The following is a 20556-nucleotide window of genomic DNA, read 5'->3' on the forward strand; positions in this document are numbered from 1 at the left end:
GGCGGCGCTATCCCCGGCCGCGATAGGACGGTACTCCGGGATCGGGCAGCCAGAGCCCGGCCGGGGCCGGTCCGGTCTGCCAGAACACGTCGATCGGAATGCCGCCGCGCGGATACCAATATCCGGCGATCCGCAGCCAGGTCGGGGCGGTGGCGGCAACCACCCGCTTGGCAATCGCCAGGGTGCAATCCTCGTGGAAGGCGCCGTGATTGCGGAAACTGCCAAGAAACAGCTTCAGCGACTTGCTTTCGACCAGCGCCGCGTCGGGGGCGTAATCAATCACCAGATGAGCGAAATCGGGCTGGCCGGTAATCGGACACAGCGAGGTGAATTCCGGCGCGGTAAAGCGGACCAGATACAGACTGCCGGGGTGGGGGTTGGGCACCACCTCCAGCACCGCCTCGGCCGGATCGGACGGCAACGCCGTCGCCTGGCCAAGCTGGGTCAATCCGGGGGGAATCGTGCCGCTCATGACGCGCCTCCGTTCATCCGGCGGATGGTGTTGGTGGTGCTCTGCCCATCGACGAGATCGGCCAGAACCACCTTGCCGCCCCAGCCCTGGACCAGATCGGCACCGACCACCGTCGCGACGGTGTAATCGGCCCCCTTGACCAGCACGTCGGGACGCAGCGTCTCGATCAGCGCCAGCGGCGTGTCCTCGCCGAAGATCACCACCAGATCGACCGAGGCCAGCGACGACAGCACGGTGGCCCGCGCCGCCTCGGACTGCACCGGCCGGGTCGGGCCTTTCAGCCGCTGGACCGAGGCATCGCTGTTCAACCCGACCACCAGCCGGTCGCACGCCGCCCGCGCCTGGGCCAGGATCGAGACATGGCCGGGATGGAGCAGGTCAAAACAGCCGTTGGTGAAGCCGACCTTCTGCCCCTTGCGTCGCCACAGATCGGCGAGATCGGCGGCGGCGGCGGCGGTGACGATCTTCGATCCGCCCGCGGTGAGGTCGCCGTGATGGAGCACCGCGACCAGTTCGTCGGCATAGGCGACGGCGGTGCCGACCTTGGCGACGACGATTCCGGCGGCGACATTGGCGAGCAGCGCCCCGTCGAGCAGGCTGGCCCCCGAGGCCAAGGCGGCGGCCAGGGTCGCCACCACGGTATCGCCCGCGCCGGAGACGTCGAACACCTCGCGCGCTTCGGCGGGCAGGTGATGCACCGCCCCGTCGCCCTGGACCAGGGTCATCCCGTCCTGACTGCGGGTCACCAGCACCGAGCCGATGCCACAGGTGGCGATCAGATGGCGGGCGGCGGCGACCACCTCGTCATCATTGTTGACCGCCATCCCGGTCGCCTCGTGCAATTCCTTGCGGTTGGGGGTGACGATGGTGGCCCCGGCATAGATCGAATAATCGGTGCCCTTGGGATCGACCACCACCACCTTGCCCGCCGCCCGCGCGATCAGACCGGCGACCATCTCGGGGGCCAACACCCCCTTGCCGTAATCAGACAGCACCATCACCCTGGCCCCGGCCAGCACCTCGGCGGCACGGGCGAGAACCTGATCGCGGATCGACTCGTCCAGCGCGGCGCGGGTTTCACGGTCGGCGCGCAGAAGCTGCTGATTCGATGCAAAAAAGCGGGTCTTGATCGTCGTCTGCCGCCCCGGCTCGACCAGCAGCGACGGCGCGATCGTCTCGTGCTCGCCGACCAGCCGGGCAATCTCGCGCCCGGGCACATCGTCGCCGACCACCGAAATAAACGCCGGATGGGCACCCAGCGCGACCAGATTGCGGACGACATTGCCAGCCCCGCCCAACATCGCGCTTTCGCGCTCGATCGCCAGCACCGGGATCGGCGCTTCGGGACTGATCCGGTCGACCGAGCCATAGACGAAGCGGTCCAGCATCACATCCCCGACGCACAGAACGGAAGTGGCCCGCAACCGCTCGACGCGGTCAGCCAAAGCGGAAAGTTCGGTCATGCTACCCCTTCGGACTGATGGATCACACCGCCGTATCCCAACCGCCCCTTCGGCGCAAGACAAAAGCCCGAAAGCCACGCCAATTCCTCGGACCGGCTTTGACTTCTCTTGATTGCGGACCGGCGGACGGGCGATAAACAGAGCCATGGATACCTTCGTCATCGTCGTCTTCGTCCTCACCTATCTCGGCATGGCTTTCGGCAGCGTGCCCGGATTAAAAATCGATCGGACCGGCATCGCCCTGGTCGCCGTGGTGGCTCTGCTGCTGTCGGGCAAGGTCGGCGTTCGCGCCATGGGGAGTTCGATCGACGTCCCCACCCTGCTGCTGCTGTTCGCCCTGATGATCGTGTCGGCCCAGTTCCAACTGGCCGGGGTCTACGATTCGGTGGCGACGCGGGTGGCGGGCGGCTCCGGCTCGCCCCGACGCCTGCTGGCACTGGTGATCGTCGCGGCGGGCGGGTTGTCGGCGGTGCTGGCCAATGACGTCGTCTGCTTTGCGATGACGCCGATCGTCGCCGAGGGTATCCGCCGCCGCGGGCTCGATCCCCGCCCCTATCTGCTCGGTCTGGTCGGTGCCGCCAATGCGGGCAGCGCCGCCACCTTGATCGGCAACCCGCAAAACATCCTGATCGGTCAGGTCGGCGGGCTCGATTTCTGGGACTTCCTCGCCGCCTGCGCCCTTCCCGCGCTGGCCTCGCTGGTCGTGGTGCACGTCGTCATCGCCTGGATCTGGCGGGCCGAGCTCGACCGCACCCCCGCGCCCCCGCCGCCGCCCGCCACCGGACACCAATTGCATCGCTGGCAGGCGATCAAGGGAGCCTGCGCCCTGCTCGGTCTGGCCCTTTTGTTCGCCGCCCCCCTGCCGCGCGAAGTCGGCGCGATGGTGATCGCCGGTCTGCTGCTGGCCAGCCGCAAGATGTCGTCGCGGGAAATGATCGGCTCGGTCGATTGGCACCTGCTGCTGCTGTTCGCCTGCCTGTTCGTCGTCACCGGTGCCTTTGCCGACACCGATCTGGCCCGGCAATGGGTCGAGAGTCTGGCCGAGAACGGTCTGTTCCCCGAGACGCTGGGGGCGATGCTGCCGCTGTCGCTAGTGGCTTCGAACTCGATCGGCAACGTCCCTGCGGTGATGCTGATCCTCGCGGTCTGGCACACGCCCGATCCGGGAGCGCTGACCGGGCTGGCGCTGCTCTCGACCCTGGCGGGCAATTTCCTGCTGGTCGGCAGCATGGCCAACATCATTGTCGCCGAGCGCGCCGCCTCGGTCGGAGCAAAGCTGTCGTTCGGCGATTTCGCCCGCGCCGGTATTCCGTTGACCCTGGTGACGATGGCGATCGCGGTGGCGTGGCTGTGGCTGGGCGGCTGGATGACCTGGTAGTTCCGGACGGTTTGGTCCGGGACGCCAGCGGCGCGATGTGCCGTTGCGAACAATTCAATCGAAGCGGTGTAGCCGATCGGGGGCAGGACAGGCATACTTAGTTCCTGTCGCTCTCGTCAGGGCGGCCTTGACCCCCGGAACGCCATGCGGATCGTCGCCTTCGTCCTTTGTGCCCTTTTCTCCACCGACCCGGCGCTGGCCGCCGATTGCAATGCCCCCGCCGCCGCCGGGGTCGATTGGCAACGCTGTTACATGGATGGTCGCAGCTTTATCGGCGACGCCCTGACGGGATCGCGGCTGCGCGAGACCAGCTTTCAGCGCTCGGACCTGTCCGGAGCCAATCTCGGCAAGGTTGATGGCTATCGCGCCCGGTTCGTCTCGGCCCGGATGCGCGGCGCAAATCTCGACGACGGCCTGTTCAGCGATGCCGACTTCACCAAAGCCGATCTGTCCGGAGCCTCATTGAAGCGGACCGATCTGCGGCGGGCGCGGTTCTTCCACGCCTCGTTGCGGGGGGCCGACCTGACCGGGGCCAGAACGCAAGGAGCGGAAATGCTGGGTGCCGACCTGTCGGACGCGATCTGGACCGACGGCGTGCGCCGCTGTGCCGAGGGATCGCTCGGCCAGTGCAATTGACCGAAGCCATCGCACGTCAGGGAGTTTGAATCCGTCTTGGCCGATTACAGGAACCCCGATCCGATCGACATCGCCCTGCATTGCGCCCGGGCGGCGCTTGGGATGATGGAACGGCACCGCGTGCCGCCCCATCCCGAGAATTTCTCGATCTGGTATGCCTATGTCAGTGGGCGCAATCCCGACCTGACCCAGGCCATCGATGAGATTCTGCGGACAGGAACGGGATTCTCCGCCGAGATCAACGACACCTTGTACGAACGCTTCGCCGCCTTCACCCCCGAAAAGGCCGAACTGCGCGAAGTCGGACAGCGGGTCGAGGATGCGGTCGGGCGGATGCTCGAGTACCTTTCCCACGCCAGCCAGGGCACCACGAAATACGGTATCGCGCTGGAAACCTTTTCGGGCTGCCTCAACACCGACGCCCCCGCCCCGAGCGAGATCAACGGGGCAATCGCGGCGGTCCTGACCGAAACCCGGACGATGGCCGACCTCAATCGCCAGCTTGAGCGGCGGCTGGCCTCGTCGGGACGGGAAATCCGCCAGTTGCGCGATGCGCTCGACAGCCTCCAGCGCGAGGCATCGACCGACGCCTTAACCCAGATCGCCAACCGCAAGACGTTCGATGCCGTCCTCTCCCTGGCGGTGCGCGAGGCCGAATCGAGCCGCCGCCCGCTCAGCCTGCTGATGATCGACGTCGATCACTTCAAGAGCTTCAACGACACCTATGGCCATCCGCTGGGCGACCAGATCCTGAAACTGATCGGCCGTTCGCTGATCGAGACGATCCAGGCCAAGGACACCGCCGCCCGCTATGGCGGCGAGGAATTCGCGGTGATCCTGCCCGAAACCGAGTTGGACACCGCGATCTCGATCGCCAACGACATCCGTCTGCGCGTCGCCGGACGCCGGGTCACCAACCGCCGCACCGGCGAAACCCTGGGACAGGTGACCCTGTCGGCGGGAGCGGCCCAATTCTCCCCCGGCGAATCGATCACCTCGCTGGTCCACCGCGCCGACGAGGCGCTGTATCTCGCCAAGCGCGAGGGCCGCAACCGGGTGATGAGCCAGCGCGATCTGCCTCAGGACGGGATTTAAAGACGCATCGGAAGGGGCGGGTTAACCGCCCGCCAGCGCCGCCGCCAGCCGGTCGGGGACGTCGTCGCCGATCGCTCCGGAAACGGACAGCATCAGCACCGGCCACAATTCCGGCCAGGCGGGATAGAGCCGACCGGCGGGGTCGGCTGCGATATTGGGCAAACGGAGCAGACGCTCCGCCACCGCCACCCCATCGGTTTCGTCGCCGAGATGAAGCGCGACGGTGGCGAACCGCTCGCCCGACACCACGGACACCCCCCGCACTCGCCGCAGCCGCGCCGCGATCCGGTCGGCGGCGGCATCGGCCGTCCGGGCCAGCGCCGCCAGCCCCTCCGCCCCCAGCCGCTCCAGCGTGGTGCGAAAGACGGTTTCCACCGCCGCAGCGGCGGGCGCGGCGGGGAGCCCCTTGGCCGCCGCAGCCAGCGCGGCCCGGCCATGGATCAGTCCCAACGGCAGCGAGACTCCCAGCGACGGCGAATCCGCCCCGACCACCACCAGATCGGCATCGGGCGGGCCGCACAGGGTCAGCAGAGCTGGATCGGCCACCAGAGCGACCGGAACCGTCCCGTCCTCGCGGCACAGGCTGGCGGCCAGCCCCAGGGCAGGCAGACCGCCGAACGGATCGGGAGTCTGGACCACCAAGGCGGCCAGATCCCAGCCGGTCCGCCCGGCCAGGTCTTCGAGTCCGAGCGGATCGGGGGAAAGGGCTTCGACGTCGATTCCATCCGCCCCCAGCGCCGCCTCGATCGCGGCGGCGGTGGCGGGATGCAGGCTGCCCGAGAGGAGAACCCGCCGCCGTCCGGTCGCTTCACAGGCGATCCGCACCGCGAGAATTGCGGCGGCGGCGAAGCTCTCCTGGGCCGGGGCAACCGCATCCGCCCCGGTCAGCCCTGCCAGCACATCGCTGATTGGCGCAGGGCTCACCGCTTGGTCCTGCGGTTCAACTCCAATTCCTCAGGCGTGGTCTGAAAGCCGAGATAGATTTCGTACTGGTCGATCACCTCGCGGGTCTTGACCGGAATCTGCATCCGCACCCCTTCGTCGGTGATGCGGGCCGAATCGACGCCGTCGGGGAAGACGACCGGAACCGCGATCACCGCCTTCGCCTCGTCGGCGGGGTAGAATTTGGGGATCGCAACGAAATAGCTGAGAGTGGCTTCGCGGCTGACGGCGGCGGGACCGCGCCGGACGTCGATACTGACGGTCAGATCGACGTTGGCCCCCTTCGCGTCATAGCCGCATTCGCCCTTGAAGCCGACGATCTCGGCCTCGACCTCGACATCGGTCAGATCGCGCCCGCTGCCGGGACGGAACTTGGTGACATGCGAGGCGTCGGACAGGATATAGACCGGCGGACAGGGCGGCGGTTCGCTCTTCGACAATGCGGAACAGCCGGCCACGGCCACCGCCATCGCCAGGACCGAAACCACCGGGCCAAGGGCTCGGCCACGGGGGGCGGCAAAATCACGCATGCCATTCTTCCTTCGACGGACCATGATCTGGTAAACCTTCGAACCAACTTTAGTGAAGGCGGCAGCCAGGCACAAGCTGGCATCAAGTCCGCGAAAGGATGCCCCAGTGACGACAGATTCCTCCGTTGCGAAAAAACCGCCCCTGACCCTGCTGCTGGCAAGCCCGCGCGGCTTTTGCGCCGGGGTCGATCGCGCCATCCATATCGTCGAACGGGCGCTGGAGAAATTCGGCGCGCCGGTCTTTGTGCGCCATGAAATCGTCCATAACCGCTTCGTCGTCGAGGAACTGGCCCGCAAGGGCGCGGTGTTCGTCGAGGAACTGAACGAAGTCCCCGACGGGGCGGCGGTGGTGTTTTCGGCCCACGGCGTGCCCAAGACGGTTCCGCTCGAGGCGAAGCGACGCGCCCTGACCTCGCTCGATGCCACCTGTCCGCTGGTGACCAAGGTCCATCGCGAGGCCGAGCAGCATCACGATCTGGGCCGCCAGATCATCATGATCGGCCATGCCGGCCATCCCGAGGTGATCGGAACCATCGGTCAGGTGCCCGACGGCACCGTCCTGCTGGTCGGCACCCCCGAGGAGGCGGCGACGGTGACGCCGCGCGATCCCGACAAGCTGGCCTATATCACCCAGACGACTTTGTCGGTCGATGATGCCGCCGAGGTGATCAAGGTGCTGCAATCGCGCTTCCCCAAGATCGTCTCGCCCAAGCGCGAAGACATCTGTTACGCCACCACCAACCGTCAGGCGGCGGTGCGGACGATCGCGCCGCGCTGCGATGCCCTGATGGTGATCGGATCACCCAATTCGTCGAATTCGAGCCGTCTGGTCGAAGTCGCCACCCGCGCCGGATGCGCCCGCTCGGTGCTGGTACAGCGCGCCGCCGAGGTCGATTGGAGCGAGTTGGAGGGGATCGAGCGCCTGGGCATCACCGCCGGGGCCTCGGCTCCGGAAATCCTGGTCGAGGAAGTGGTCGCGGCAGTGCGCGAGCGCTTCGACGTCACGATTGAGGAAGTCCGGGTCACCACCGAGATGGTAACCTTCAAGCTGCCGCAATCGCTGACGGAATAGACTGAAGATGGCGGTCTACACCGAGGTCTCCGACGACGCGCTCGATGCCTTCGTCGGCCAGTACGATATCGGGGGGGTGGTGTCGTGCAAGGGCATCGCCGAGGGAGTCGAGAACAGCAATTACCTGCTGCAAACCGAGCGGGGCGCCTACATCCTCACCCTCTATGAAAAGAGGGTCGATCCCGGCGATCTGCCGTTCTTTCTCGGTCTGATGGACCATCTCGCCGCGCGCGGGCTGGCCTGTCCGACCCCGATCGTGGGGCAAGACGGCAAGACGCTGCGCTCGCTGTGCGACCGCCCCGCCGCCATCGTCAGCTTCCTGTCCGGGGTGTGGCACAGCCGCCCCCGGCCCGACCATTGCGCCGCCTTGGGCGAGGCGATGGCCGAGATGCATCTGAAGGGAGCGGACTTCCCGCTTCGCCGCCCCAACAGCCTGTCGGTGGCGGGGTGGCGACCGCTGTTCGGCGCCATCCGCGACCGCGCCGACGAGATTGCCCCCGGCTTCGCTCCGCTGGTCGAGGCCGAACTGGACTATCTCGACGCCAATTGGCCGGCCGATCTGCCGGTCGGTCTGATCCATGCCGACCTGTTCCCCGACAACGTGTTCTTTCTGGGCCAGCGCGGCGAGGCAGGGGCGGAACGGGTGTCGGGGCTGATCGATTTCTATTTCGCCTGCACCGACCTCTTGGCCTACGACATCGCGATCTGCCTCAATGCCTGGTGCTTCGAGCCGGACGGGTCGTTCAACGCGACCAAGGCGCGCTATCTGCTGAGCGGCTATCGTCGGCTGCGCCCGCTTTCGGAGTCCGAGATGATGGCACTGCCGCTGCTGGCGCGGGGGGCGGCGATGCGCTTTTTGCTGACCCGCAGCTATGACTGGATCAACACCCCCGCCGGGGCGCTGGTGAAACGCAAGGACCCGATGGAATATCTGCACAAGCTGCGCTTTCACCAGAACATCGCCGGTCCCGGCGGATACGGCATCGAATGAGCGACACCGAACGGGTCCAGATCTTCACCGACGGGGCGTGCAGCGGCAATCCCGGCCCCGGCGGGTGGGGGGCGATTCTGCGCTTTCGCGGCACCGAAAAGGAATTGAAGGGCGGCGAGCCGCAGACCACCAACAACCGGATGGAAATGATGGCGGTTCTGGTGGCCTTCACCACGCTGACCCGCCCCTGCGCCGTCGATCTTTATACCGACAGCCAGTACGTCAAGAAGGGGATGACCGAGTGGCTGCGCGGCTGGAAAGCGCGCGGCTGGAAGACTGCCGACAAGAAACCGGTCAAGAATGAGGATTTGTGGAAGGCGCTGGACGCGGCGGCGGCCCGCCACGATGTCGCCTGGCACTGGGTTCGCGGTCATGACGGCCACCCCGAGAACGAGCGGGCCGACGCCTTGGCCCGCGAAGGAGTCGCGATGGCGCGGGACGGCGTGACACCAGAGGTTCTCTGACGGGGCCTGTTGCGCCGGACGCGCCCGAACCCTATGTTCCGCCCATGACCACGACCGAAACCAAACCCAATCTGATCGGCCTGTCGCGCGACGATTTGATCGCCGCGATGGAGACGATCGGCGAAAAGCCCTTCCGCGCCAAACAGCTTTGGCACTGGATGTATCATCGCGGCGAGACCGACTTCGCCCAGATGAGCTCGATCTCGAAAACGATGCAGGCCCGTCTGGCCGAGCATTTCGTCGTCCGCCGCCCGGTGGTCGAGCGCGAGCTGATCTCGACCGACACCACCCGCAAATGGCTGTTGCGCTTCAACGACGGCAACGAGGCCGAGACGGTCTATATCCCCGATGGTGACGAGGATCGCGGCGCCGCCTGCGTCTCGACCCAGGTCGGCTGCACGCTGACCTGCCGCTTCTGCCATACCGGCACCCAGACGCTGGTGCGCAACCTGTCCGCCGCCGAGATCGTCGGCCAGGTGATGGTCGCCCGCGATTCGCTGGGCGAGTGGCCGACTCCCGACGATAGCGGCCGCCGCCTGTCGAACGTGGTGGTAATGGGGATGGGCGAGCCGCTCTACAATTTCGACAATGTCGCCACCGCGCTCGAAATCGTGATGGATGGCGAGGGAATCGGCATCTCGCGCCGTCGCATCACCCTGTCGACCTCGGGCGTGGTACCGATGATGAAGCTGTGCGGCGAACGGCTGGGAGTCAATCTGGCGGTCAGCCTGCACGCCGTCACCGACGAATTGCGCGACAAGATCATGCCGATCAATCGCAAATATCCGCTGAAGGATCTGATCCGGGCCTGCCACGAGTACCCCGGCGCGTCGAATGCGCGGCGGATCACCTTCGAATATATCATGCTGAAGGGGGTCAACGATTCGGCCGCCGACGCCCGTGCCTTGCTGAAGCTGATCCGGGGCTTGCCCGCCAAGTTCAACCTGATCCCGTTCAATCCCTGGCCGGGCTCGGAGTTCGAGACGCCCGAACCGCGTTCGGTCAAAGCCTTCTCGGACATCTTGCAAGATGCGGGCTATTCCGCCCCGATCCGGATGCCGCGCGGACGCGACATTCTGGCCGCCTGCGGCCAGTTGCGCTCGGACAGTCTGCGGGAAAAGGCCAGTCTGGCCAAGGCGCGCGCCGCCGCCGGGATCATCGACGACGACCACCCGCCGCAGGGGTAGTCGGTCGTGAAAAAGTCCTTCGGCCTTTGGCCTCAGTGTACTTTTCCCCGGTTCAAAAAGAATCCCCGTGCTCAATCAAGCTTTCCGCGCGGGGATGGATTTGGTTCCCTCCGAGGCCGATGGGCGACGCCCACGGCTTCGGAGGCTGGATTTCACCAGCTTTGCGCGCATAAGTGACGCAAAGCTGGTGAAACAAACAACACGAAAAATGGGCGCTGGGCCGCCCCTAGCCCATTTTTCTCCTTTTAATCCAACGGGAAAAAGTACACCGAGCGACAGCGAGGGACTTTTTCACGGGAGACGGGGTAGTAACCCCGGCGCAACCACGCAAACTCCCCCGGCAAAGCGCGCTTCGCCGGGGGAGTATCGTTCGCAAAACCCTATTCGTCGCGGTGGGTGCGTTCCTGGCGCTCGTGGCGTTCCTGCGCCTCGATCGACAGCGTCGCGATCGGACGGGCTTCCAGGCGGCGGATGCTGATCGGCTCTCCGGTATCCTCGCAATAGCCGTAAGAGCCGTCCTCGACCCGCTGAAGGGCGGCGTCGATCTTGGCAATCAGCTTGCGCTCGCGGTCGCGCGTCCGCAGTTCCAAGGCGCGGTCGGTTTCGGCCGAAGCGCGATCGGCGATATCCGGCTCCTGCAATCCCCCTTCCTGGAGGTGTTGCAATGTTTCGTCCGATTCGCGCAACAGCTCGGAGCGCCACCGCAAAAGTTTCAGGCGGAAGTACTCCTTCATGATGTCGCTCATGAAGTGCTCATCCTCGGACGGACGATAATCCGGCGGCAGCGTGACGGTCATTCAAACCCTCGAAGTCGCGGGCGGTCCCAAATCGATGCGCAATATATGGTCCGAAGCCCACCCTCGCAAGCACCGTCTTTCATCCAAGAAGTTTGAAGCAAGCGAACCCCGCGCCGAAGCAGTAGCGGCGAAGGCGAGAAAACAGCCAAGATCATCACCCCCGCCGTGAAAGCTTGGCCAATTCCACCTCGACTCTCAGTTCGATCTCGTCAAGCAACGCCGCCAGACGAGGGTCGGGCGAGGATTCACGGCGGACCCGGATCGTCTGGGCCAGGGCGGCCATCTTCTCGACCGGGATTTCCCCCATCAACAGGCCGTGGCGCAGCGCCTCGAGCCCGTCGAGCAGGTCTTCGCCGCGCCGCAGCAGACGGCGGCGGGCCTCGCGCTCCAGCGTGTCGTCGGACTGCTGAACCATCAGCAGGGCATCGACACCGCCAATTCCGACCGGCGCCTCGACGGCGTGGGCTTCCTCTGCCTGATCCATGGAATCGACCAGCGCCCGGCGAAACTCGCCGGTCTTGCTGTTCTTATCGGTCCGACGGGGGCCGCTGGCGGCACCTTTGGACCCTACTCCGGAAATCTTCATGTCTCCCCGGTGCGGCTACGAAGGGTGAGGCCCGGCAGTGGGCCGACAACGATCCTACCACACTTCGACCCCGTGACTATTTCGCCTGACTCGCCTCATCGGGTCAACCGGGCAGGAATTGCCGGGCGAAAGGGACGGAACTGCCGGTCGCCCCCGGTTCCGGCCCCGCCGAATGGGGCGGCTGCGCGCCCCGGCGGTTGGCATGGCTTTCGCATGTGACTGAGCGAGAGACTTTAAGCACCGCCTGTCGGGGACGAAACGCCATGACCCGCACCCTTGCCGCCCAAGCCCTGTCCGCCCCGCCGTTGCGCGCCCTGCTGCTGGCCGCGCTGTTACTGGGGGCGACGCTGGGGCTGGCACCGACCAATGCCTTCGGGGCCTCGCGCATCAAGGACATCGCCGATTTCGAAGGCGTGCGCGACAACATGCTGATCGGCTATGGCCTGGTGGTCGGGCTGAACGGCACCGGCGACAAGCTGACCAACGCCCCCTTCACCAAGGAAAGTCTGGCCGGCATGCTGGAACGCCTTGGGGTCAACATCCGCGACAAGACCGGCGCGATCACCTCGCTTGACCCCAAGAACGTCGCCGCGGTGATGGTCACCGCCGTCCTGCCGCCGTTTTCCCGCCAGGGCACCCATATCGACGCTTCGATCTCGGCGATGGGCGATGCCAAGGATCTGCGCGGCGGCACCTTGCTGGTCACCCCGCTGATCGGCGCCGACGGCGAAGTCTATGCCGTCGGCCAGGGTCAGGTCGCCACCGGCGGCTTCTCTGCCTCGGGCTCGTCGGGCAGTTCGGTGACCAAGGGTGTTCCCACCGCTGGCCGCATCGCCAATGGCGCGATCGTCGAACGCGAATTGCCGTTCGAGATGGCCCATATGGAAGCGGTCAAGGTGTCGCTGCGCAACCCCGATTTCACCACCTCGCGCCGGATCGCCCAGGCGGTCAATTCCTATCTCGGCGGCGACATGGCCCGCCCGATCGACCCCGGTACGGTCCAGATCATGGTTCCGCCCGGCTATCGCGGCAATGTCGTCGGCCTGCTGACCGATATCGAGCAATTGCGGGTCGAGCCCGACCAGATGGCCCGCGTCGTCATCGACGAGACCTCGGGCACGATCGTGATGGGCGAGAACGTCCGGATCAGCACCGTGGCGATTGCCCAGGGCCAGTTGACGATCCGCATCACCGAGACGCCGCAGGTGTCGCAGCCCTCGCCCTTCTCCGAAGGCGGCACCACCACCACGGTTCCCCGCACCGATATCGAAGTCGATGAAGGCGGCGGCAATAAGCTGGCGGTCGTCCCCCACAAGGTCACCCTCCAGGAACTGGTCGAGGGGCTGAACAGCCTGGGCATCGGCCCGCGCGACCTGATCTCGATCCTCCAGGCGATCAAGGCCGCCGGAGCCCTCCAAGCCGATCTCGAGGTGCTGTGATGAGCGCGCTGGCCACCACCCCCTCCTACGACCCGTCCCTGGCTGCCCCGCGCGCGCCGACGATGATCGCGACAACCCGCGAGAAGGCGGCCAAGACCGCCAAGGCGTTCGAGACCCAGTTCGTCTCGCAGATGTACCAGCACATGTTCGACGGCATCGAGACCGATGGATTGTTCGGCGGCGGCACCGGCGAGAAAATGTTCCGCTCCGTGCTGATCGACGAATACGCCAAAATGACCACCAGCCGCCCCGGTGGGAGCGGCTTCGGCATCGCGCCCGAGATCGAAAAGATGCTGCTGAAGCATCAGGAGGTTCAGTGACATGACCCACGCCCTCGCCGAAGACGACTTCGCCCTGGACGACGTCAGCGAAGACATGTCCGACGATATCGCGATCCCGGCCTATGACGACCTGATGTTCGCCTGCACCAATCTGTGCGAGTTGCTCGACGTCGAAAACGACGCCTTGATGAACCACGATGCCGAGACGATCGCCGCGCTGGGCGACCGCAAGGTGGCGCTGACCCGCCTCTATGCCTCCTACACACGGGGACTGGCCGACCGGCCCGAAGTGACCCGCGCCTTCAATCCCGAGCAGAAAGAGGAATTGCTGACGATCGGGCGGCAGTTGGAGGAATTGGTCGAGCGCAACGCGATGCTGCTACGCGCCGCGATCGACGCCTCCAGGACGGTGGTCGATATCATCGCCCAGTCGGTACGGTCGAGCCAGGAGCCCGGCATCGTCTATGGTCGCACCGGAACCCTGCGCGGGGGTGACGACAAGTCGACCAGCTACAGCCTCAACAATATCCTCTGAAGGGACCGGGCCATGGCCATCACCCTCGGACTGGACACCGCGCTGTCGGGTCTGCTGACCAACCAGCAGGCGCTCAACACGATTTCCCAGAACATCGTCAACGTCAACACCCCGGGCTATACCCGCAAGGTGCTGATGCCGGAATCCCGCACCGTCGGCGGCCTCGGCGCCGGAGTGCAGGTCACCGCGCTCCAGCGCAACGTCGATGAGGGATTGCTGGCCTATGTCCGCGCCGACAACGCGACGCTGAGCAACCTCCAGGCATTATCCGGCACCTATCAGCAGGTCCAGAACCTGTTCGGCAAGGTCGGCGACCAAAGCTCGATCAGCCACAATGTCCAGACCGTCCTCAACAATCTGGTCACCCTGGCCGCGACCCCGGACAAGTCCGACGTCCAGTCCTCGACGGTCCAGGCCGCCAAGACGATGACCGACCAGATGGCGATGATCACCGAGCAGCTTCAGTCGCTGCGGGCGACCGCCGACCAGAAGCTGGCCACCGATTGCGAGCAGATCAATTCGCTGCTGAACAACGTCCACGACCTCAATATCAAGATCACCCGCTCGCTGGCGCTCCAGATCGACGCCACCGACCTGCAAGATCAGCGCGACCAGTCGCTGACCAACCTGTCGAAGCTGATCGACATCAAGTACTACAACCTTCAGGACGGGTCGGTCACCGTCGGCACCGGCAACGGCGACGTGCTGGTCAACAGCAGCCAGGCGTTTTCCCTGTCCCACACCGGGACATCGACCTCGGCGGCCTGGATGACCCGCTCGGGCGGGCAGTTCGGGGCCATCACGCTCAACAACGGCATCATTCCGGCCAAGGATCTGACCAGTCAGATCACCGATGGCGACATGAAGGCCAATATCGACCTGCGCGACACCATCCTGCCCAACCTGCAAAGCCAGCTCGACCAGTTGGCGACCGAGGTGAAGGACACGCTCAATCTGGTCAATAATCGCGGAGCCCAATTGCCGGTTCCGGCCAGCACGATCACCGGCACCCGCACCTTCACCGATCAGACCAACCTTAACCAGTCGATCAGCCTGTCCGGCACCGAGGATACCGCCCTGGTGCTGTACGACACTTCGGGCAACCAGAAGGCCACCACCACCCTGCGCGGGCTGATGGACGGCTCGGCCTTCTCTCCGGCCAAGGAACTGGTCAACCAGCCGTGGACGATCTCGTCGATCGCCGACCGGATGCAGACCTGGATGCGGGCCCAGACCACCTACGCCAATGCCTCGACCGCCAAGGTCGGGCTTGATGCCAACGGCCATTTCGCGATCTCGACCGGCAACAGCGACATCGGTCTGGCCTTCCGCGATCAGGTCGACAGCAGTGCCGGGGCCAAGGCCACCGATATCAGCGTCACCTTCCACGCCAGCACCCCGCCCGGCATCAGCACCAACAGCGTGTCGATCCCCAAGGCGACCACCCTGGTCGGCACCAGCCTGACCGGAGCCTCGCCGGCCGTCGCCAATGGCGATCAATTCATCCTGACGAGGGGCGGCACCACCTACACCTATACGGTCGGCGCCGCCGCCTCGCCGCCGCAAAGCGCCCCGGCCGCCAGTATTACCGGCAACGACCTGTTGAACTGGGTCCGGTCGATCCCCGGCCTGGAAGGGTCGGAATTCGCCCTGAGTGGCGGCGTCAACAAGCTTCAGATCGCCAACACCACCGGCCTCTCGATCACCACCACCGGCAGCAGCGCCTCGCTGGCCGCGCTGACCTCCGCCCCCGCCGCCGCCGCGACCCCGGATCAGGTGGCCCAGGGCTTCTCGAACTTCCTTGGCCTCAACGACCTGTTCGTCAGCACCCAGCCCCGCGCCCTGCTGGACTCGCAAATCCTGCCGCCCTACACCACGTTGGGAACGACGCGCGACCTGACCTTGTACGACAAGCTGGGCGCGGCCGGTCCAACGATGATCTTCAGTCCCGGCACCTCGCTCCAGGACATCGCCGCCAAGATCAACACGAACAGCAGCATCGTCCAATCCGGACTGGTTGCGCAGGATTCGATTACGCTGAACACCGGCAACACCGCGCTTAACATCCTGGACGTCAACGGCATCACCCTGTCTAGCATCACGATTCCGGCCGGCACCACCAGCCTGCAAAAGATCGCCGACACGCTGACCGCCTCAAGCCCGTCGCTGACCGTCCAGGTCGAAAAGGACACTGGCGGCTATCGGCTGCGGATCTGGGACAATAACGGCAGCCCGCTGACGGTCGCCTATGACGGCCCCGACAGCACCGACCTGCGCAACAAGCTCAGCCTGTCGAAGAGCCAGATCTTCGTCGCCAGCGTCGTCGATGAAGGGTCGGGCCAGCGCCTGCGGATCCGCCAGAGCGACAATCTTGACGCCTATGCCCAATCGAGCAACGACGCCGCCAATTCCAGCCTGCTGACCGATCTCGGCCTCGACGGTGCCGCCAGCGGCTCCGCAGCGACGATCGCGGTTCGCAAGGACATCCTGACCGCGCCGTCGAAGATTTCGCGCGCGGCGACCCAGTGGAACGCCGACACCAAGGTCTATTACATGAGCACCGGCGATGCCAACATCGCCAGCCAGATGGTCGCCGCCTTCAACCAGACCCAGACCATCAACGGCGCGGGCAAGGTCGCGACCTCGAAATACTCGCTGACCGATTATGCCACCCAGATCGTGTCGATGACCGCCCAGGACATCAGCAGCGCCAATGCCGATCTCAGCTACCACACCACCCTGAACCAGAACATCAACACTCAGATTCAGGCCAAAAGCGGCGTCAACCTCGATGAAGAGGTTGCCAACATGATCAATTTCCAACAGGCCTATTCCGCCTCGGCCAAGGTGATCAGCACCTTGAAAGATATGCTGGACGTCCTGATGGGAATCATCCGATAGGAGCGAACCATGGATCGTATTTCGACCTACGGGGCCTCCCAGCTCTACATCTCCCGGATCATGCAGACCCAGGTGCGGATGCAGAAGGAGCAACTGCAATCGACCACCGGCTATGTGACCGAGGATTATTCCGGCATCGCGCTCGACGCCCGCACCGCGATCAACCTGGAAAACTCGACCGCGCTGGCCGATGCCTTCATGGCCGCCAACGCCTCGGTCCAGGTGCGCCAGAACGCCGCCAATACCGCGCTGACCGCCGCCCAGACCTCGATCAACACCTTGAAAAACCGGCTGATCTCGTTCGCCTCGGGCCAGATGAAGGACCAGACCGCGATCCGCGACGTCCAGGATGTCGCGATGCGGACCCTGACCGAGCTGCAATCCTCGCTCAACACCTCGGTTGACGGCGAGTATCTGTTCGCGGGCGGGCGCAAGGACACGATGCCGGTCAATTTCCCCGTCACCAAGCTGGCCGATTTCCAGAAGATGTTCGACGGCTCGATGACGACCTACCCGACCCTGCGTGGGGCCGATCTGCTCGACATCCACCTCACCAACCGCGACACCGGCGCGGTCAGCTTCGATTCCAGCAGCGGCCTGATCATCCCCGCCAATGCCGGGGCCTACGCCAAGGTGCCGTCCAGTTCCTATGTCCATGTCAGCGGCACCGCCCAGATCGTCGGCGGGGTCACCGTCTCCAACGACGGCGACCTCACCATCAAGGGACACGCCCTCAGCAATACCGGCCGCACCCCGCTGGTCGAGACCTCGGACGCCGGATCGGGCACCTTCCTGACCCTCTCGAACGGTAGCGTCATCAACACCACCGGAGCCTTGTCCTTCTCCTATGACAAAGACGGCCAGATGGTGGTCAGCCCCGCCACCGGCAATTCGCTGACGACGATGGTGCCCGGCACCCGCTTTACCATCAGCGGCTCGGACGCGACGATCGCCACCACCTCGGCCACCGACACCACCAAATTGGTCGGCACCAATTTCTACACCTATAACGGCAACGCCACCTCGGCGACCGGCCTGACGATCAGCCGCGGCGACGATCTGGTCCTGGTCAACAACAACAATACCTTGACCTTTACCGCGACCGAGACCTCGACGATGGCCGATGTGGTCAATTGGATTAACGCCCAGGTCGATTCGAGCGTTCCCGCCCCCTCGCCCGCGATCGCCAAGGCGATGGTCGATAATCAGGGACGGCTGACGATCAGCAACCTCAACGGGTCGAGCGGCTCGCCGATCTCCGTCCGGGGCGCGCTGTCCGGCGTGCTCGGCATCGGTGGCACCGTTCCGGTCGGCGCCGGTGCGGTGGGAAGTGCGGGAACGCCGGTGGTGGGGACGTCGCTGTTGACCGGTGCCGTCGCCCAGACGGCAACCTCACTGGGTACGCCGCCGATCGCGGTGGGCGACACCCTGACCGTCCAGGTCGGCGCGGCCGCGCCCGCGACCCTGACCGTTACCGCCAATACCACCTTGACCGACATCGCCCGCTTCATCCAGCTGCAAGACCCCAGCACCCGCAACGCCGACGGCAGCCTCAACACTCTGGGGGCGCAGGTGGGGGTGTCCGGCGGGGCAATGACGGTCACCAACAATAACGGCAGCGGCAACGGCTATACGTTGGGCGGCAATGTCGCCGCCGCGCTGGGCCTGACCGGAGCGATCGCCGACGGCGCCGCCACGACCGGCTCGGCCCAGCCGTCCCTCAACGGCAATTACGACGGCTCGTTCATCGTCACCAAATTCGACAACGTCACCGGCAAGATGACGATCGCCAACGACACCACCCCCAGCCAGTCCGAGACCCTGGACGCCACGGCGGTAACGCTGAAGCGCGACACCGGGGTTGACGGCATCCCCGACACGATCGTTCCGACCGGGCTGACCACCGGCTCGGCAACCTTCACCCTGTCGGGCGATACCGTGACGATGACGCTGCCGAGCGGGGGCACCGACCTCTCCACCGTTTACAGCGTCGGCCAGCCGGTCACCATCGGCGGCACCGACAACCACAACGGCACCTACGAGGTCAGCGCCGTCACCGCCAACACGATCAGCTACAAGATCAACACCGACATGCTGCGGGTCGGTCCGTTCCTGGCCCAAAGCGGCCGGACCGACATGAAGATGAGCTTCTCCACCACGGTCAAGCCGCTCGACACCAAGGACACCTCGCCCGACGTGCCCGGCACGATCTCTTCGGGCGTCGCCACTCTCGACCAGAAAGTGTTCGGCGGGCTGAGCTTCACCTCGGCGGGCAAGATCGTTTCGTCGGTCAAGGATGCGCTGCTCGACAGCAAGAACATGCCCTATCCGCCGGTCGGCACCCTGATTACGCTGAAAGGCGATTCGGACGTCAATGCCGGGGTCTACGAGGTCACCGCCAACGACGGCACCACCCTCAACATCCGCTGCAAGACGCTGAAAACCGAAACGGCGATGCCGCAGACGGAAATGACGGCGCAATCCTGGTACAAGGGCGACACCCTGTCGCTCAACACCAGCATCAACCAGACCACCACGATCGAAACCTCGCTGACGGCTTCGGATTCGGCGTTCGAGAAGGTGATCCGCGCCTGCGGCATCATCGCCCAGGGGGCCTATGGCACCGCGGGCGGGCTCGACCAGCATCCCGAGCGGGTCGAGCAGGCGATCGCCCTGTTGAAAGACGCGCTGTCGCATTCCTCGACCACCCCGATGCCGTTCGGCAAGGAAGAGGCCAGCGACCTCGACGGTCTGCAAAAGAAGGTCGGGCTCAACCTCTCGGCAATTCAGAACAGCAACACGGCGCTCACCCAGATGAAGTCATTCTTCGTCAACCGGGTCTCGGATATCGAGCAGATCAGCTCGACCGAAGCCATCACCGCGTTGCTGGCCGACAGCCAGGCCCTTCAGACCTCGTATCAGGCCCTGGCCAAGATGCAGCAGATGTCGCTGATCAATTTCCTGAAGTAGGAGCGAGGTTGGCCTTGTTGTTGGCGTCGATCTTACGCTGAAGCGCCTCCATCAGCGGCTCGATCTTGCCGCCGGAGGCGCGCAGCACCGAGCCGAAATCCTCGCGCATCGCCCGGATCAGGCTGACGCCGTCGGCGGTGAGATCGACGATTCCGGGACGCCCATCGGGGGTGAACGCCACTTCCCAACCGACCGGAGAGGGGACCGCACCGGGAATCGAGCGGGTCACTTCGGCGGGAACCCGCACCCGGTTGCCCAGATCCTCGCCCGCGCCGACGCGGAAAGTGATGCCGGACTCGGCCTCGGTCAACATCCCCACATAGCTCGACACCAGGAACTGCAACAGCCGCTCGGAGAACGCCGCCTGTTCCTCGGGGGCCAGCTTGCCCCAGAACCGGCCCAGAACCGCCGCCGACAGCAAGGACGGCTCGGTGTGACGGCGCAGCAGACCGTCAAGCAGGCGGGTCCGTTCCTCCAGGGGATAGGTCCGGCCCGACGCGAAGGTACCCACGCCCTCGTTCAGAGCGGATTCGACCAAAGCCTGGGCCGCGGCGACGTCGGCGGCCTGGGCGCTTCCCGCCCCAACGGCCATCATGGCCAGAACAATCAGCGTGCGTAGGATCTTCATCTTCTTTCCCCGGACAGAATTTATACCCGTTGGCGGCGGGTCTACCGCAAAGGAGATACTCCAGACGGTGGCGAGACGGCAAGCCACCGTCGCGCGGCGGATAAGCATGAGAGGGCTGCGTCGAACAAGTCTGCCCCCCAAACGGCAAAACCGCGGCCGAGAGGGGCCGCGGTTGCTTCCGCCGGAGCG

The 20556-nt window shown here is 65.4% G+C and carries 19 protein-coding genes; 12 read left to right on the forward strand and 7 right to left on the reverse strand.

The window, feature by feature from the left end; genetic code table 11:
• Window positions 1–7: 7 nt before the first annotated feature.
• The gene (gene queF / locus BLW40_RS12900) at window positions 8–472 is read right to left on the reverse strand and encodes a preQ(1) synthase (RefSeq protein WP_074769216.1); all 465 of its coding nucleotides are present in this window, start codon (window positions 470–472) and stop codon (window positions 8–10) included.
• On the reverse strand, window positions 469–1935 hold the full coding sequence (gene rfaE1 / locus BLW40_RS12905) for a D-glycero-beta-D-manno-heptose-7-phosphate kinase (protein WP_074769218.1): 1467 nt from the start codon (window positions 1933–1935) through the stop codon (window positions 469–471). Before rfaE1 ends, queF begins: the two co-directional genes overlap by 4 nt.
• Window positions 1936–2080: 145 nt before the next feature.
• Here rfaE1 and BLW40_RS12910 point away from each other — a divergent pair, with 145 nt between their 5' ends.
• The 3 genes from BLW40_RS12910 (at window position 2081) to BLW40_RS12920 (ending at window position 5044) form a co-directional block, all read left to right on the forward strand.
• The gene (locus BLW40_RS12910; protein ID WP_074769220.1) at window positions 2081–3313 is read left to right on the forward strand and encodes an anion transporter; all 1233 of its coding nucleotides are present in this window, start codon (window positions 2081–2083) and stop codon (window positions 3311–3313) included.
• A gap of 144 nt (window positions 3314–3457) precedes the next feature.
• The gene (locus tag BLW40_RS12915) at window positions 3458–3949 is read left to right on the forward strand and encodes a pentapeptide repeat-containing protein (RefSeq protein WP_074769222.1); all 492 of its coding nucleotides are present in this window, start codon (window positions 3458–3460) and stop codon (window positions 3947–3949) included.
• A gap of 36 nt (window positions 3950–3985) precedes the next feature.
• Window positions 3986–5044, forward strand: coding sequence for a GGDEF domain-containing protein (locus BLW40_RS12920; protein ID WP_083386772.1), 1059 nt, complete (start codon window positions 3986–3988; stop codon window positions 5042–5044).
• Window positions 5045–5065: 21 nt separating this feature from the next.
• Here BLW40_RS12920 and BLW40_RS12925 read toward each other — a convergent pair whose 3' ends face one another.
• Together BLW40_RS12925 and BLW40_RS12930 are read right to left on the reverse strand one after the other, a co-directional pair.
• Window positions 5066–5968, reverse strand: a complete 903-nt coding sequence (locus BLW40_RS12925) for a PLP-dependent aminotransferase family protein (protein WP_074769224.1) — start codon at window positions 5966–5968, stop codon at window positions 5066–5068.
• Complete coding sequence (locus BLW40_RS12930) at window positions 5965–6516, reverse strand: hypothetical protein (RefSeq protein WP_074769226.1); 552 nt, start codon at window positions 6514–6516, stop codon at window positions 5965–5967. Before BLW40_RS12930 ends, BLW40_RS12925 begins: the two co-directional genes overlap by 4 nt.
• Window positions 6517–6622: 106 nt before the next feature.
• On the opposite strand from BLW40_RS12930, the gene ispH reads away from it, so the two are divergent.
• The 4 genes from ispH to rlmN are packed head-to-tail and all read left to right on the forward strand — an operon-like array spanning window position 6623 to window position 10230.
• On the forward strand, window positions 6623–7588 hold the full coding sequence (gene ispH, locus BLW40_RS12935; protein ID WP_074769228.1) for a 4-hydroxy-3-methylbut-2-enyl diphosphate reductase: 966 nt from the start codon (window positions 6623–6625) through the stop codon (window positions 7586–7588).
• A 7-nt stretch (window positions 7589–7595) separates the two neighbouring features.
• A complete protein-coding gene (locus BLW40_RS12940; protein WP_074769230.1) occupies window positions 7596–8579 on the forward strand; it encodes a homoserine kinase in 984 nt (327 codons plus the stop codon).
• On the forward strand, window positions 8576–9043 hold the full coding sequence (gene rnhA / locus BLW40_RS12945) for a ribonuclease HI (RefSeq protein WP_074769232.1): 468 nt from the start codon (window positions 8576–8578) through the stop codon (window positions 9041–9043). Before BLW40_RS12940 ends, rnhA begins: the two co-directional genes overlap by 4 nt.
• Before the next feature lie 44 nt (window positions 9044–9087).
• Window positions 9088–10230, forward strand: a complete 1143-nt coding sequence (gene rlmN, locus BLW40_RS12950) for a dual-specificity RNA methyltransferase RlmN (protein ID WP_074769234.1) — start codon at window positions 9088–9090, stop codon at window positions 10228–10230.
• 380 nt (window positions 10231–10610) lie between these two features.
• Here the strand turns inward: rlmN and dksA are convergent, their stop codons facing one another.
• The gene (dksA, locus tag BLW40_RS12955; protein ID WP_074769236.1) at window positions 10611–11027 is read right to left on the reverse strand and encodes an RNA polymerase-binding protein DksA; all 417 of its coding nucleotides are present in this window, start codon (window positions 11025–11027) and stop codon (window positions 10611–10613) included.
• Window positions 11028–11181: 154 nt separating this feature from the next.
• A complete protein-coding gene (locus BLW40_RS12960) occupies window positions 11182–11613 on the reverse strand; it encodes a flagellar assembly protein FliX (protein ID WP_074769238.1) in 432 nt (143 codons plus the stop codon).
• A gap of 263 nt (window positions 11614–11876) precedes the next feature.
• Here BLW40_RS12960 and BLW40_RS12965 point away from each other — a divergent pair, with 263 nt between their 5' ends.
• The 5 genes from BLW40_RS12965 to BLW40_RS12985 are packed head-to-tail and all read left to right on the forward strand — an operon-like array spanning window position 11877 to window position 19739.
• Window positions 11877–13052: a flagellar basal body P-ring protein FlgI gene (locus BLW40_RS12965; protein ID WP_074769240.1), complete on the forward strand. Its 1176-nt coding sequence runs from the start codon at window positions 11877–11879 to the stop codon at window positions 13050–13052.
• Entirely contained in the window at window positions 13052–13372 is a 321-nt protein-coding gene (locus BLW40_RS12970; protein WP_074769242.1) for a rod-binding protein, read from the forward strand. Before BLW40_RS12965 ends, BLW40_RS12970 begins: the two co-directional genes overlap by 1 nt.
• A 1-nt stretch (window position 13373) precedes the next feature.
• Window positions 13374–13868 (forward strand): hypothetical protein, encoded by a 495-nt coding sequence (locus tag BLW40_RS12975; protein ID WP_074769244.1) that lies wholly within the window; start codon window positions 13374–13376, stop codon window positions 13866–13868.
• A 12-nt stretch (window positions 13869–13880) separates the two neighbouring features.
• The gene (gene flgK / locus BLW40_RS12980) at window positions 13881–16769 is read left to right on the forward strand and encodes a flagellar hook-associated protein FlgK (RefSeq protein ID WP_074769246.1); all 2889 of its coding nucleotides are present in this window, start codon (window positions 13881–13883) and stop codon (window positions 16767–16769) included.
• 9 nt (window positions 16770–16778) lie between these two features.
• On the forward strand, window positions 16779–19739 hold the full coding sequence (locus BLW40_RS12985; RefSeq protein ID WP_074769248.1) for a flagellin: 2961 nt from the start codon (window positions 16779–16781) through the stop codon (window positions 19737–19739).
• Here the strand turns inward: BLW40_RS12985 and BLW40_RS12990 are convergent.
• The gene (locus BLW40_RS12990; protein WP_074769250.1) at window positions 19723–20367 is read right to left on the reverse strand and encodes an MlaC/ttg2D family ABC transporter substrate-binding protein; all 645 of its coding nucleotides are present in this window, start codon (window positions 20365–20367) and stop codon (window positions 19723–19725) included. The two genes, BLW40_RS12985 and BLW40_RS12990, sit on opposite strands and share 17 nt — an antisense overlap.
• Window positions 20368–20556 lie beyond the last annotated feature (189 nt).

This window comes from Magnetospirillum fulvum (genome assembly GCF_900108475.1).
In the GTDB taxonomy this organism is placed as follows: Bacteria; Pseudomonadota; Alphaproteobacteria; order Rhodospirillales; family Magnetospirillaceae; genus Phaeospirillum; species Phaeospirillum fulvum_A.

Coding starts and splice junctions, on each gene's coding strand:
- BLW40_RS12985 (WP_074769248.1), top strand. CDS start 16,779: ATGGATCGTATTTCGACCTACGGGGCCTCCCAGCTCTACATCTCCCGG.
- BLW40_RS12965 (WP_074769240.1), top strand. CDS start 11,877: ATGACCCGCACCCTTGCCGCCCAAGCCCTGTCCGCCCCGCCGTTGCGC.
- BLW40_RS12940 (WP_074769230.1), top strand. CDS start 7,596: ATGGCGGTCTACACCGAGGTCTCCGACGACGCGCTCGATGCCTTCGTC.
- flgK (WP_074769246.1), top strand. CDS start 13,881: ATGGCCATCACCCTCGGACTGGACACCGCGCTGTCGGGTCTGCTGACC.
- BLW40_RS12970 (WP_074769242.1), top strand. CDS start 13,052: ATGAGCGCGCTGGCCACCACCCCCTCCTACGACCCGTCCCTGGCTGCC.
- BLW40_RS12930 (WP_074769226.1), bottom strand. CDS start 6,516: ATGCGTGATTTTGCCGCCCCCCGTGGCCGAGCCCTTGGCCCGGTGGTT.
- rlmN (WP_074769234.1), top strand. CDS start 9,088: ATGACCACGACCGAAACCAAACCCAATCTGATCGGCCTGTCGCGCGAC.
- BLW40_RS12975 (WP_074769244.1), top strand. CDS start 13,374: ATGACCCACGCCCTCGCCGAAGACGACTTCGCCCTGGACGACGTCAGC.
- BLW40_RS12990 (WP_074769250.1), bottom strand. CDS start 20,367: ATGAAGATCCTACGCACGCTGATTGTTCTGGCCATGATGGCCGTTGGG.
- queF (WP_074769216.1), bottom strand. CDS start 472: ATGAGCGGCACGATTCCCCCCGGATTGACCCAGCTTGGCCAGGCGACG.
- rnhA (WP_074769232.1), top strand. CDS start 8,576: ATGAGCGACACCGAACGGGTCCAGATCTTCACCGACGGGGCGTGCAGC.
- BLW40_RS12960 (WP_074769238.1), bottom strand. CDS start 11,613: ATGAAGATTTCCGGAGTAGGGTCCAAAGGTGCCGCCAGCGGCCCCCGT.
- rfaE1 (WP_074769218.1), bottom strand. CDS start 1,935: ATGACCGAACTTTCCGCTTTGGCTGACCGCGTCGAGCGGTTGCGGGCC.
- BLW40_RS12910 (WP_074769220.1), top strand. CDS start 2,081: ATGGATACCTTCGTCATCGTCGTCTTCGTCCTCACCTATCTCGGCATG.
- BLW40_RS12915 (WP_074769222.1), top strand. CDS start 3,458: ATGCGGATCGTCGCCTTCGTCCTTTGTGCCCTTTTCTCCACCGACCCG.
- dksA (WP_074769236.1), bottom strand. CDS start 11,027: ATGACCGTCACGCTGCCGCCGGATTATCGTCCGTCCGAGGATGAGCAC.